Annotated in this window: 12 protein-coding genes; 6 read left to right on the top strand and 6 right to left on the bottom strand. The window is 33.3% G+C overall.

Annotated features, from left to right (window positions below):
• Nucleotide 1: 1 nt before the first annotated feature.
• The 4 genes from M9897_12855 to rlmN all read right to left on the bottom strand — a co-directional run bounded on the left by M9897_12855 (nt 2) and on the right by rlmN (nt 4,379).
• Entirely contained in the window at nt 2–457 is a 456-nt protein-coding gene (locus tag M9897_12855; protein MCO5269775.1) for a flavodoxin, read from the bottom strand.
• A gap of 131 nt (nt 458–588) precedes the next feature.
• Entirely contained in the window at nt 589–2,940 is a 2,352-nt protein-coding gene (locus tag M9897_12860; GenBank protein MCO5269776.1) for a T9SS type A sorting domain-containing protein, read from the bottom strand.
• 23 nt (nt 2,941–2,963) lie between these two features.
• A complete protein-coding gene (locus M9897_12865) occupies nt 2,964–3,242 on the bottom strand; it encodes a hypothetical protein (protein MCO5269777.1) in 279 nt (92 codons plus the stop codon).
• Nucleotides 3,243–3,311: 69 nt separating this feature from the next.
• Complete coding sequence (gene rlmN / locus M9897_12870; GenBank protein MCO5269778.1) at nt 3,312–4,379, bottom strand: 23S rRNA (adenine(2503)-C(2))-methyltransferase RlmN; 1,068 nt, start codon at nt 4,377–4,379, stop codon at nt 3,312–3,314.
• Nucleotides 4,380–4,471: 92 nt separating this feature from the next.
• On the opposite strand from rlmN, the gene trxA reads away from it, so the two are divergent.
• The 5 genes from trxA (at nt 4,472) to M9897_12895 (ending at nt 8,983) form a co-directional block, all read left to right on the top strand.
• Entirely contained in the window at nt 4,472–4,792 is a 321-nt protein-coding gene (trxA, locus tag M9897_12875; GenBank protein ID MCO5269779.1) for a thioredoxin, read from the top strand.
• Nucleotides 4,793–4,822: 30 nt separating this feature from the next.
• Nucleotides 4,823–5,203, top strand: a complete 381-nt coding sequence (gene rnpA / locus M9897_12880; GenBank protein MCO5269780.1) for a ribonuclease P protein component — start codon at nt 4,823–4,825, stop codon at nt 5,201–5,203.
• A 40-nt stretch (nt 5,204–5,243) separates the two neighbouring features.
• Nucleotides 5,244–6,887, top strand: coding sequence for a S41 family peptidase (locus M9897_12885; GenBank protein MCO5269781.1), 1,644 nt, complete (start codon nt 5,244–5,246; stop codon nt 6,885–6,887).
• 4 nt (nt 6,888–6,891) lie between these two features.
• Complete coding sequence (locus M9897_12890; GenBank protein ID MCO5269782.1) at nt 6,892–8,460, top strand: O-antigen ligase family protein; 1,569 nt, start codon at nt 6,892–6,894, stop codon at nt 8,458–8,460.
• A gap of 76 nt (nt 8,461–8,536) precedes the next feature.
• Nucleotides 8,537–8,983, top strand: coding sequence for a single-stranded DNA-binding protein (locus M9897_12895; protein MCO5269783.1), 447 nt, complete (start codon nt 8,537–8,539; stop codon nt 8,981–8,983).
• Nucleotides 8,984–8,995: 12 nt separating this feature from the next.
• Here the strand turns inward: M9897_12895 and M9897_12900 are convergent, their stop codons facing one another.
• Nucleotides 8,996–9,961: a peptidoglycan DD-metalloendopeptidase family protein gene (locus M9897_12900; GenBank protein ID MCO5269784.1), complete on the bottom strand. Its 966-nt coding sequence runs from the start codon at nt 9,959–9,961 to the stop codon at nt 8,996–8,998.
• 81 nt (nt 9,962–10,042) lie between these two features.
• Here M9897_12900 and alaS point away from each other — a divergent pair, with 81 nt between their 5' ends.
• Nucleotides 10,043–12,655 (top strand): alanine--tRNA ligase, encoded by a 2,613-nt coding sequence (alaS, locus tag M9897_12905; GenBank protein MCO5269785.1) that lies wholly within the window; start codon nt 10,043–10,045, stop codon nt 12,653–12,655.
• Here the strand turns inward: alaS and M9897_12910 are convergent.
• A complete protein-coding gene (locus tag M9897_12910) occupies nt 12,627–13,181 on the bottom strand; it encodes a mechanosensitive ion channel family protein (GenBank protein ID MCO5269786.1) in 555 nt (184 codons plus the stop codon). The two genes, alaS and M9897_12910, sit on opposite strands and share 29 nt — an antisense overlap.
• Nucleotides 13,182–13,218 lie beyond the last annotated feature (37 nt).

A 13,218-nucleotide genomic window follows, 5' to 3' on the forward strand; every position in this document is an offset into this window, starting at 1 on the left:
TTTACTTATTAAGTAACTGATAACTTTGAACAATCTCTTTTGCCAATTTAGCTAATTCTTTTTTACTTTCTATATCAGGTTCTCCTTCAATTTTAAGAATTTTCCCGCCGCTTATTGCGCCTGTATTATCAAATTGTTGAGCAAAGTCATCAGCAGATTTGCAGAAATAGCCATAATCCTCTTCTCCAGTTCCAATCGAGGCGTATATCTTTCCTTTTAAATTCACACTTTTTAAATCATCATAAAACCCGTGAATCTCTTCTGGTAGGTTTCCAGCTGAGCCATAAGTATAAGAAGCAACAATACAAATATCTGCCTCAAGGAAAGTTGATGGATTTATTTGTTGACATTCATAGATATCTACTTGTATTTCTAATGAACGTAAACAATTCGCTAAGAAATTTGCTGCAACCTCGGTGTTCCCTGTTAAACTAGCATATACAATAATTGCTTTCACATATTCATTTTTAGCCTAACAAATTAAAATGTGTATGGTTGAACATCTATATCATAATATGAAGTTATGTCCTATTTAAACAAAAAAGAGCAACTAAAAGCTGCTCTTTTTATACCGTAATTTTGTTTTTTTTATTGAACTAATACTTTTCTAGATAATACTCCATTCTCTGTTGAGATTTGGATGATATACATCCCTTTTACTATAGAAGAAGTATTGATTCGAATAGTATGACTATCTATTGTCGAGATATCAGTAGTAATGATTTTTCCATCTGTTGTAACTACTTGAAGTTCTTTAACAATAAGATTACCTGTTACAACATCTACATGACTTGTCGCAGGGTTAGGATGAATAGTCACATTTGTATTTAAATTATTTGCATCTACAGAAGCACAACCATCTACTGTAATAGTCATAGTAGCAGAATTTTCGCAAGTACCATCATTATATGTATAGGTGATAGTGTATGTTCCTATACCAATGGATGGATCAAAACTATTATTAGTAACCCCTTGCCCTGAGAAAGTTCCTCCATTTGGTGTACCATTAAGTATAATTGCATTATTATAAGTACATAATGTTTGATCTTGTCCTGCATCCACAGCTGGTAATCCGTTTATTGTAATGTTAAATGTTTCTACTGCTTGTGGACATGAACCTGATGCTGCGATTGTATTAGTTACAGTATATGAACCTGGAACACTAGAATTAGTTGTAATTACACCAGTATTACTATTGATATTTAAACCATTTGTAGAGCTAAATAAACCCGCACTTCCTCCGTTGAAAATAGGACTCACTGTTCCTTCATTTTGACAATACGCATTGTTTGAATAAGTAAATGATGCATTAGGAGCAGATGTAATAGTGATATTTTGTGTTTTAGTATCACCACATGTTCCACTAATGGTATAAGTAACAGTATACTGACCATCAGCACTAGCTGTTACATCAATTTCACCAGTAGCCGTATTTACAAATACGAGTCCTGAAGTAGAAGAGAATACTCCACCAGATTGTGAAATTATTGGAGTTACATTACTTCCACCACTGCAAAATGTATTAGAACTGTAATTAAATGTTGCATCTGCTGAAGGATTTACAGTAACTGTAATTTGTTTTGAATCTACGCAACCATTTCCATCTGTTAGTTTCACATCATAAGTTGTAGTTGTGGCAGGAGAAGCTGTATAAGAAGCACCTGTCCCTACTTGAGTTACCCCAATATACCAAGTGATTGTTCCATTACCAGAAGCGGTTAATGTAACTTGATTTCCGGCACAAATAGGAGCTGGCGTTGCACCAAGTGTTAAAGTTTCTCCTGGAACATTGTTAATAGTAACAGTTTGAGAATAAACGCAACCATTACCATCAGCTATGACTTGTGTATTATATGAATTAGCAGGTAAGTTAAATGTGTTACCTGACTGTGTATTCACACCTCCATCAGAAGAATATAAATAAGGAGGTTTTCCTCCAGAAGCGTTGGTTATAGTAATCGACCCATTATTTCCACAATGAGCATCGGTTGGGGTAACTGTTGCAGTTACATCCGGATAAACCTTAATATAGTAACCAGTTGCATCTGAATGGCATGCTCCATTGACAAGTAAAAAAAGTGACTGATTTTGAGGAGAACTTTGACTAGGTCCAACCTGATCGATTGCGTTACCATAGAAATCCACATAGAATTGTGTGACATCATCATCAGTAATCAACCAATTATAGGTGTCAATAGTTCCAGTTGAAGCAGAAGCGTCCACATTAATATGTCCACTTAGACATACCTCGTCATTATCTATACTAAAGTCAGCAACGGGTTTTGTTCCATTTGATAATAATACTTCAAATGCGAAAGCACTATTAATTGGAGTGCCGTTTGAAGAATAAACCTCATTCACGCCTTTCCATTGATTGTAAAAGTATGAACCTATAGGACCTGATAAATGGAATAATGTAAAATTAGAAGTAGGCTGAGTTGTTGCTAAAGCAAAAGAATCAACAGGCGAGGTGAAAGTTACTTCATACCCTACAAAAAATTTACCTGTGACTGATATAGGAGTTGTTAATTCTATTTGACTCCAATACATTTCAGGTTTCAAAGAACTAAAAGGAACAACTTGAGAATATAGTTGAGTTCCCGGTTGATTACCTGAAGCATTATAAACACGAAGTGTTATTTTACCATTGTTACTAGCATTTTTGATTTTCCAAGGCAACATTCTAACCGCACGAATTTGGTTAGATTGTGTACCGATGTTATAAGGTTCTACCCATACATCAGTTTCGTATGTGTCAGTTCCGTCAAAGATTTCATCTTGCCCCAAGAGTAAGCCATCGCCATTGCTAGTCCAAGTGGTGTAAGTATTATTAGCAGGTTTAATAAAGTTTCTCAGCGTATCACAGCTTTGTGAGAATGAGACACTATAGGTTAAAAGAATAGCAACTAATGCCATTCCAAGCATATTTATTGTTTTCATCGGAAGTAATAATAGATTTTAAATTATTTATTTGAATTATTTTCAGATTCTGTAGTTTTAGGCTCAACAGCAGGAGAAGTCTCAGCAGGTACTATCTTTGCTTCCTTTAGTTCAGCACTCTTGATTTCACTTGATTCTAATCTTCTTACAGCTTTAGCTTCTGCTTTTACAGCTTCCTTTTGCACCGGCTGAACAGTCTTCTCTTGTTCTACAGTTTGTGCCTTAGTCTGAGCATTTTCTTGTGAAAATGCAAAAGATCCAACTAGTAGAGCTAGACCTAATAAAGTAATAGTTTTTTTCATAAAAAATAAATTAATTGATTACAAATATAGAGATAAAGACTGATGAAACAAAAAAAATATTAACTGAGTCTATTTTTTATGAATAACTTGTTCCGCAGCTTGATTCTTATTAGCTAATTGTCCACAGGCTGCATCAATGTCTTTTCCGCGACTACGACGTACATTTACAATTATATTTTTATCCTCAAGATACTTAGCAAATGCATCCATCTTTTCAGAGCTAGTACGTTGAAAATCTACTCCTTCTATAGGATTGTATTCAATTAGATTTACTTTGCAAGGAACTATTTTACAAAATTCGGCTAATTCTTGTGCATCCTCAATACTATCATTAAAATCTTTAAACACAATAAATTCATAGGTGACTCTCGTACCTGTTTTTTCATGAAAATAAGTTAAAGATTCTTTTAACGAGGCTAGATCGTTTGTATCATTAATAGGCATTATTTTGCTTCTTTTTTTATCATTAGCTGCATGTAATGAAAGAGCAAAATTAAATTTCACTTCATCGGCCCCTAATTTCTTAATCATTTTAGAAATTCCAGAAGTTGATACTGTAATTCTTTTGGGAGACATGCCCAAACCTTCTTCAGAAGTTATTTTGTCAATGCTGTCTAGTACATTTTTGTAATTGAGAAGAGGTTCTCCCATCCCCATATATACAATATTGGTTAAGTTTTGTTGATATTTTTTTTCAGCTAGATTTTTTAAATATACTACTTGATCAAAAATCTCTCCTGCAGATAAATTCTTTAATAGCTTCAATTGTCCAGTAGCACAAAACTCACAGCCTAAGCTACAACCTACTTGACTAGATATACATGCTGTCATACGAGATGAGGTTGGAATTAACACTCCTTCTACCACCTTGCCAGGCCCTACGTTAAAAGCACATTTGATTGTTCCGTCAGAAGATATTTGCTGTTCCTCTAATTTTATCTTATCAATGAAGAAATTTGTTTCTAATTTCTCACGGAGGGGTTTACTCAAATTGGTCATTTCTTCAAAAGAGCCAGCATTTTTTTGCCAAAGCCATTCATAGATTTGTTGTGCACGGAAAGGTTTCTCTCCAAGTTCTCTAAGAATTTCTTTGAGTTCCTCTTTATTAAAGTCTCGTATATTTTTTTGTTTATTCATAAATCTGTCTGCAAATTTCGGGATAATTTTAGAATACACAATAGTCTAGGAAAAATAACTAGAAAATAAAGAATGAAATTAATTATATTTGGATGTTCAATAAAAGAAATAAAGAAATGCCCGATTTTCAATCTGTTAGTAGTGATGTTAAGCCAGTCTTAATTGATTTTTATGCAGATTGGTGTGGACCTTGCCAGACTATGATTCCTATAATAAAAGAAATGGAGAATTTGTATCGGGATAAACTACAAATAGTTAAAATTGATATTGAGACAAATCAATTGATTTCTAAACAATATTCTATTCAGAGTGTACCAACTTTTATACTCTTATACAAGAATGAAATTGTCTGGCGTGCAGCCGGTATCCAATCTCGAAATGATTTAAGAACTCAAATTGATAAATTACTGTAAATTTGAGCATGTTAAAATCAGATGACAAATATGGACGAAAGTTTTGGTAAGGAATATAAACTTTGTAGTAAAAAGATTATTGACCAAATCTTTTCTGAAGGGAAGGTGGTGAAAGAATATCCCTTCTTTTTGCGATATCTTCCTGCCCAGTTGTCAACGCCGAAAACTTTCCAACTTGTTATTTCTGTTCCAAAAGCAAAATTTAAAAAAGCAGTAGATAGGAATCGTATTAAGCGACTCATTAGGGAAAGTGTAAGAAAGAAAAAATATTTATTGGAATCGGAATTATCCAAGCAAGAGTTTCAATTAGCCCTCTTTATCGTCTATACGGAAACAAAAGAAGAAACCTATCAAAAAATAAGCGATAAAATAGAGGTGCTTTTTTTGCGTTTAGTTAAAGAATTAAAATAACCAGAGTTTTTACGTACTTTTGAAATTGAAAATATACTATATGCATTTTAAATATCTTTTGTTTATACTACTATGTATTGGATTGAGTAGTGTAGGTTACAATCAATCTAAGGGGTTTGAAACCATTAAAAACTTAGAATTAATTGATCTGATTTATAAGAATCTAGATGAATATTATGTGGATGATCCAAAAATTGGGGAAATTTCTAAAGCAGGAATTGATGCCATGTTAGCAGAATTAGATCCCTATACTGTGTATTATCATGAATCAAATATTGAAGATTATCGTTTGATGACTACAGGTCAGTATGGGGGTATAGGAGCCTTAATTCGAAAAGTAGATGATTATATTGTAATAGCAGAACCTTATGAAGGTATGCCAGCTCAAAAAGCAGGATTGGTGGCAGGAGATAAGATACTTACTATTGATGGGAATGATATGAAAGGGAAAAGTTCAGATATCGTTTCTGAATCTTTAAAAGGGCCGAAAGGATCAACATTTATCATTGAGGTTGAAAGACCAAATAAAACAAAAAAGACATTTACGATTACACGTGATGAAATAAAATTATTGGACGTTCCTTATTCAGGAATAGTAGATGAAGATAATAAAATCGGATACATTAAATTGACATCTTTTACTCAAACGGCCTCCAAAAGTGTAAGGGAGGCTTATGAAAAGTTAACACATGAAGGAATGAAAAAACTCATTCTTGATTTGAGAGGAAATGGAGGAGGGCTTTTAATAGAAGCTATTGATATTGTTAACTTCTTTGTTCCTCGTGATGTAGAAATTGTAAAGACAATGGGTAGGATTGAAGATGAAAATCGAACATATAAAACTAGAAATATGCCACTTGATATAGATATCCCATTAGTAGTCTTAGTAGATGAAAATTCGGCTTCGGCCTCTGAAATTGTTTCAGGTTCACTACAAGATTTGGATAGAGCAGTAGTTGTTGGGAAAAACACTTTTGGTAAAGGCTTGGTTCAACGTACCCTGGATTTAGAATATGGAGCTAAAATGAAATTGACTATAGCAAAATATTACACTCCCTCAGGTAGATGTGTACAAAAGTTAGATTACTACCATAGGCAAGATGGTATGGTAGATAAGATTCCAGATTCATTAATTAAAATTTTCCATACAAAGAATGGTAGAGAGGTAATTGATGGTAGAGGAGTAGATCCTGATGTTAAGTTAGAAGATGAATATTTCTCTAAGTTGTTAGGAGTATTAGTAATTGATAATATTATATTTAATTATGCAACTGAATTTGCGTTATCTCATCCTACTATAGATGTTGCTAAGAATTTTATAATTACCGATGACATCTATAAGGAGTTTAAGGAATATGTATTAAAACAGGATTTTGAATACAAATCAACGACACAAGAGCAATTAGAAAAAGTATTAAGGGTAGCAGAACAGGAAGGGTATGATAAAAAAATTAATGGCGAATATCAGGCTTTATATGATGTCTTAAAAGTTTCTAAAAGTTCTGATTTAGACCTATTTGCAGATGAAATTAAGGAAGTGTTAAGCAATGAAATTGTTTCTAGATATTATTATCAGGAAGGTAGAGTTGAGAATTCTTTTAAGGACGACAAAGCGTTAAAGGAAGGAATAGAAATTTTAAACAATGAGGAGCAATATAAATCCATTTTAAATCCTACTAAATAATTAAATGCTAGATCGTTTATTTGGTTTTAAAATTCAAGATTATCTCCAAACTTTTGGATTATTTATCATTGCAGTAGGACTTCCATTGAGTAAGGTTTTGATGTCTATAGGAGCTATTTGGTTAGTTTCCAATGTGTTGCTTAAGATGGAATTTAAAACCTATTGGGAACGATGGAGAAAAGAACCTACATTCTGGTTTATCCTAACTTTCTTTTTGCTACATATACTTGGACTCTTTTATACTTCTGATTTTAGCTATGGATTTAAAGATATTAAGGCTAAATTACCATTATTTGTTGTTCCGACAGCCTTGATAGCCTATCCTATACAAAAGAGATTCTTTAATTATATTTTATACGGTTTTCTTATATCATTAATTATTACTTCCCTAATTAATTTTAGCTTTATTATTTCGGGAGAGATTACTGATTATAGGGAATTTTCTAGATTTGGTTCTCATATCCGATATGCATTACTTATCGTGATGGGTATCTTAATCTCTTTCTCTCTTTGGATAGAAGATAAAAGGAAATGGTGGTTATTCCTTGTCCTTTTCTGCTGGTTTAGCTATTATACGTTTGCAAGTCAGGTAGTCAATGGTTATTTGGTATATGGAGTAATCCTGTTTGTTATCATATTAATATTGACATGGAGAATCCCCTCAAAATCAATTAGAATTACTGCCTTTACTTTATGTTTAAGTCTAATTATACTTTTTATCTCTCTCTTCCTAGTGTCTTTACGCCCAAATAAGGAGAGTTGGAATTTTGAACATTTAGATCAATTTTCTGCTCATAACGAAAGATATTTTCACGATACAACTAGTTTATGGATAGAGAATGGGAATCCTGTATTAGTTTTTATTGCAGAAGACGAAATAGATAGTACTTGGAATAAGTACTCAAACATGAATTTGGAGCAAGAGATGCCTAATGGATTAACTCTAAAGACTAATCTAATTCTCTATTTGACCTCTAAAGGAATAAGAAAAGATAAGGAAGGTATTGAATCACTCTCAAAAGATGAAATTAAGCTTATTGAAAATGGGACAACTTCTGTGCTAGAATCATACCCTTCATTGTATAGAGAATTTAGAGAACTACAAAATACTTTTTTACAGTATTCATTAGGGAATGATCCAGATGGGAATACCGTTAGTCAGCGCTTTGTTCATTGGAATGTTGCCAAAGAAATTATTAAAAAAAATTGGATTGTAGGTGTTGGGACAGGCGACGTCCAGAATGCCTTTAACAGAGTATATGAAGAAACTAAAACGAATTTGGATAATGATCATTGGTATCGAGCCCACAATCAATTTTTAACTTTTTGGATAAGTTTTGGAATACTTGGTTTTATAGCATTTATCTTATTTTGGATTTGGTTCTTATATAAAAATATAAGAAATAAATATATCATAGGCATTGGTTTTACACTCATTGCTATTATTTCATTCTTATCAGAAGATACACTTGAAACACAGCAAGGAGTTTCTTTTATAGCTATGTTTATAGGTTTGACTTTAATGAAAATAACTGATAATGAGTTATGTGAACAAAGTAAAGAAAGCGATTAAAATTTTTCTTTAAAAAGTAGCAACATCATTAAAATATATTTATCTTCATCTCAATAATAAACTAAACTCAAACAAAATGGCAACAGTATTTGAAACAAGACTTATAGGAAACATTGGTAAAGATGCCGTTATAAGAAAGATGGAAAAAGGAGTAGTAGCTATTAACTTTCCTGTTGCTCACAATAAGAATTGGAGAGATAAAAAGACAGGCGAATCTCGTACAAAAACCACTTGGGTAAATTGTACTATTTGGAAACGTGAAGGAGGGAACATGAGAATTTTAGATTTTCTAAAGAGTGGAACATTAGTTGAGTTAGTCGGCACGCCTTATGCAAAAGCATTTCAGCGAGAAGATGGAACTATTAAAACTGAAATCAGATTAAATATCTCCCAAACAAATGTTTTACGCTCAAGTAAAATAGACACATCTGGCATGGATGAAGAATTCGAAACAGATGAAATGGGAGAGGACGATTTTTATTCTCCTCTAGATGATTTTTCTATAGATGAAGATGATTTCTAAGATTGTATTCGATTAATCCAGTGATTTCATTGAGTTGTTTGAAATCTTAACAATCTCTTCATATTGTTCAGGAGTCAAGTCAGAGTGAAAGAAATTAATAGGATTCACTTTATTTCCGTTACTTTCTACCTCATAATGGCAGTGAGGACCTGTAGATTTACCTGTATTACCTACTAATCCAATTCGATCTCCACGTTTTACTACATCTCCACGTTTTACTAAGAACTCACTTAAGTGTGCATAGCGTGTTTTGTAGCCAAAACCGTGATTAATTACTATCTCCCTTCCATATCCCCAGCTATTTATATTAACTTCTTCTACGACTCCATTCCCAGTAGCATAGACATCCGAACCTTTAGGGGCTGTGAAATCAAGTCCCCAATGCATTTTCCTGGTTCCATATATAGGATCAGTTCGCCATCCATAACCCGAGGCAACGTGTTTTAAGTCTTTATTATTAACTGGCTGTATTGCCGGCAAGGAGGCTAATCTGTTCTTCCTGTCTTTGGCTAGTTTTACTAAATCTTTAAAAGAAATACTTTGTGCGTGTAATTTTCTCTCAATTTCATCTAATTTTTGAGCTGTTGTTATAAGCAGTTTACTATTACTCATATTCTTATATGCTTCGTAAGCATCACCACCTCCAACTCCCATAAGTCTTAATTCTTCGGGAAAGGCATTTGCCCCGAGAGCAGTCCGATATAAGTCTTCATCTCGTTTCTTGATAATCTCAGTCACTTGGTCTATTGTATTTAGTCTACTCTGTAAATTTTTGAATTCTTGCTTTAATTCTTCATTTTCAATTCTTAAGAATTTTTCCTTTGGTGAAGGGAGTCGGTACGAAATAAAAAAACCAAAAACGAGGCTTAATGCAACAGTTGGAGCAATAAAGATTAACCCACGCAATATACGTTCCCCGAATGAACGACGGACTTTCTCATACGAGAGTGTCTTGGGATTAAATCTAAACTTTGACATTATTTCTGTATAAAGGTCAACGAATTTAGGGATTTAATCTAAATTTGCAAAAATTATTAACGTTGATTAACAGTTTTTCAAATGAAACTCGAAGAAATTAGAAAGCAATATTTGACATTTTTTGAAAGTAAAAAGCATGAGATTGTGCCCTCTTCTCCTATGGTGATTAAAGATGACCCAACTTTAATGTTTACGAATGCGGGTATGAATCCTTTTAAAGAATTTTTCTTAGGAAATGCAGTTTCTAAGTATCCTAGAATTGCAGATACCCAAAAATGTTTGCGTGTTTCAGGAAAACATAATGATTTGGAAGAGGTAGGAGTAGATACCTATCATCATACCATGTTTGAGATGCTTGGAAATTGGTCCTTTGGAGATTATTTTAAAGAAGAAGCAATTGATTGGGCATGGGAATTATTAACCGAAGTTTATAAGATAGATAAGGATAATCTATATGTTACCATCTTTGGTGGAGATGAGAAAGATGGAGTTCCAAGAGATACAGAATCGTATGATTTCTGGAAAAAATGGATTTCAGAAGATAGAATAATCGAAGCAAGTAAAAAGGATAATTTTTGGGAAATGGGTGAGACTGGACCCTGTGGACCCTGTTCTGAGATTCATGTTGATATTCGATCAGCTGAGGAAAAACTGAAAATAAATGGTAAGATTTTGGTTAATCAAGATCATCCGCAAGTTATTGAAATTTGGAACCTAGTGTTTATGCAGTTTAACCGTAAGGCAGATGGAACATTAGAGAAATTACCTGCAACACATGTAGATACAGGTATGGGGTTAGAGCGTTTAGCAATGGTTTTACAAGGAAAACAATCAAATTATGATATTGATTTATTTCAAGGACTAATTCGTTCAATAGAGAAACAATCTGGGTTTAGATATGGAGAACAAAATAATCTGGACATAGCTTTCCGTGTTATTGCTGACCATATAAGAGCAATCTCTTTTGCTATTGCGGATGGACAATTGCCTTCTAATAATGGTGCGGGATATGTGATTCGAAGAATTTTAAGAAGGGCTGTCCGATATGGATATCAAACACTTCAAATGAAAGAACCATTTTTGTCTCCTCTAAGCAAAGTTTTGGTACAATTAATGGGAGATGCCTTCCCTGAATTGATAGCTAATGGAAAATTAATTGAGGATGTGGTAAGAGAAGAAGAATTGAGTTTCTTTCATACTTTAGAACATGGAATTAAACGCCTTGAAATAATTATTAACCAAACAAAACAACACAATGAATCGGTTATATCAGGAGAGAAAGCTTTTGAATTATATGATACTTTTGGATTTCCTTATGATTTAACTCGTTTGATGGCTAAAGAAACGGGTATGGAAGTGGATGAGGTAGGGTTTGAGGCTGCTTTGAAAGAGCAAAAAGATCGCTCTAGAATTGCAGCAACAATTAAAGCAGATGATTGGGTAGAGCTAATAGAAGATGATATTGAGGAATTTGTTGGATATGATCAATTGAGCGCTCAAGTGAAAATTACCCGTTATCGAAGAGTGGTTCAAAACAATAAAGATATTTATCAGTTAGTATTTAACCTTACTCCTTTCTATCCGGAAGGAGGAGGGCAAGTTGGTGATACAGGATATATTGAGGCAAACGGAAAAAGAACCTATATTATAGATACTAAGAAGGAGAATAACCTTATTATTCATTTGGTGAACGAGTTGCCCGAGAACCCTCAGGCAATATTTGTAGCGAATGTTCAAAAAGAAAAACGAGAATTAGCTATGGCAAATCATAGCGCCACACACTTATTGCATTTTGCCTTAAGAGAAGTATTAGGTACTCATGTTGCCCAAAAAGGGTCTTTAGTAAGTCCTGATTATTTACGTTTTGATTTTTCTCATTTTGCGAAAATGACCAAAGAAGAGCTTCAAAAAGTAGAAAATAGAGTAAATGAATTGATTCGTAAGAATTCGATATTGAACGAGAGAAGAAATGTACCCATTAATGAGGCAAAGAATTTGGGAGCTATGATGCTCTTTGGAGAAAAATATGGAGAAACGGTTCGTGTAATTCAGTTTGGTGATTCTATCGAACTATGCGGAGGAACACATGTAGGAGAAACAGGTAAAATTGGTTGGTTTAAAATTATTTCAGAAGGTTCTGTTGCATCTGGAATACGTAGAATAGAAGCAAAAACAAGTACAGGTGCTGAATGTTATATTCAAGCTAAACTGGAAGAACTTGAACTAGTTCAAACTGCTATTAAGAACCCAAAGGATACAATCAAGGCAGTAGAGGATCTCTTACTAGAGAATCAAAAATTAAAAAAAGAATTAGAAAAAATGGCACAATCTCGTGCTGCTGAAATAAAAAGAGAGCTAAAGAATACTATTCAAAACAAAGGTGATATACAATTTATTGAAGGTATCGTTCCTTTGGATAGTAAAATGATTAAAGATATTTTATTTCAGTTAAAGGGTGAAGTCGATAATCTCTTTGCTGTGGTTGGAGGGGAGACAAGTGATTCTTGTTCCTTGAATATTATCGTAGCAGACAACATTGTGCAATCAAAAGGATATCATGCGGGGAACTTGGTGAAAAATGCTGCAACTTTTATTGATGGAGGTGGAGGAGGACAAGCTTTCTTTGCAACTGCTGGAGGTAAAAAATCAGATGGTTTGGAAGCAGCTATTGCTGAGGTAAAGAAGAATCTTTAACAGCAATTTTTTTTGTATCTCTTCGGATAATGACTTTCTGAATAAATAGATTACTCGGACAAGTCATAATTTCTCCATTCTCAGTTTCTATATATATAAAGAAGATTCCAATATCATGAACGATGCCTTTTATAGGGTAATCTTTATCAAACATCTCTATAGTATCTCCAATTTTAGCTGGATGGTTGAAAAACACAATGATTGCAGCAGTAATGTTAGATATGATTGACCATTGGGCAAAAAAAGCAATGCCTAATACTGTAAGTAGAGACGTTAAGAAAAGTACGAGTTGTGATTGCTCGACTCCCCAAATTAGTAGAACTATGAAAATTAGGATGGATAATAAGATAAAATGAATTACTTTATTAATCACAGTTGCTCGTGTGTGAGGCTTATCTAATTTATTTGCTGCATTTACTGTAGCCTTACGTATGAGATATTTCAAAATAAAATACACCAGAAGAATAAAGGCAGTTTCAATAATGTGGACAGTATATAATCTGAAGTTTAAAAGCAAAAATGTCATTCCGTTAATTTCTTTGATTTATACAAAGTTAACTAAT

Source organism: Brumimicrobium sp., from assembly GCA_023957385.1.
Lineage (GTDB): Bacteria > Bacteroidota > Bacteroidia > Flavobacteriales_D > Crocinitomicaceae > Brumimicrobium.

Bases quoted from the DNA above. Each gene is read 5' to 3' on its own strand.
- rnpA (MCO5269780.1), top strand. From the start codon at position 4,823: ATGGACGAAAGTTTTGGTAAGGAATATAAACTTTGTAGTAAAAAGATT.
- M9897_12860 (MCO5269776.1), bottom strand. From the start codon at position 2,940: ATGAAAACAATAAATATGCTTGGAATGGCATTAGTTGCTATTCTTTTA.
- M9897_12900 (MCO5269784.1), bottom strand. From the start codon at position 9,961: ATGTCAAAGTTTAGATTTAATCCCAAGACACTCTCGTATGAGAAAGTC.
- M9897_12890 (MCO5269782.1), top strand. From the start codon at position 6,892: ATGCTAGATCGTTTATTTGGTTTTAAAATTCAAGATTATCTCCAAACT.
- trxA (MCO5269779.1), top strand. From the start codon at position 4,472: ATGTTCAATAAAAGAAATAAAGAAATGCCCGATTTTCAATCTGTTAGT.
- alaS (MCO5269785.1), top strand. From the start codon at position 10,043: ATGAAACTCGAAGAAATTAGAAAGCAATATTTGACATTTTTTGAAAGT.
- rlmN (MCO5269778.1), bottom strand. From the start codon at position 4,379: ATGAATAAACAAAAAAATATACGAGACTTTAATAAAGAGGAACTCAAA.
- M9897_12885 (MCO5269781.1), top strand. From the start codon at position 5,244: ATGCATTTTAAATATCTTTTGTTTATACTACTATGTATTGGATTGAGT.
- M9897_12865 (MCO5269777.1), bottom strand. From the start codon at position 3,242: ATGAAAAAAACTATTACTTTATTAGGTCTAGCTCTACTAGTTGGATCT.
- M9897_12895 (MCO5269783.1), top strand. From the start codon at position 8,537: ATGGCAACAGTATTTGAAACAAGACTTATAGGAAACATTGGTAAAGAT.
- M9897_12910 (MCO5269786.1), bottom strand. From the start codon at position 13,181: ATGACATTTTTGCTTTTAAACTTCAGATTATATACTGTCCACATTATT.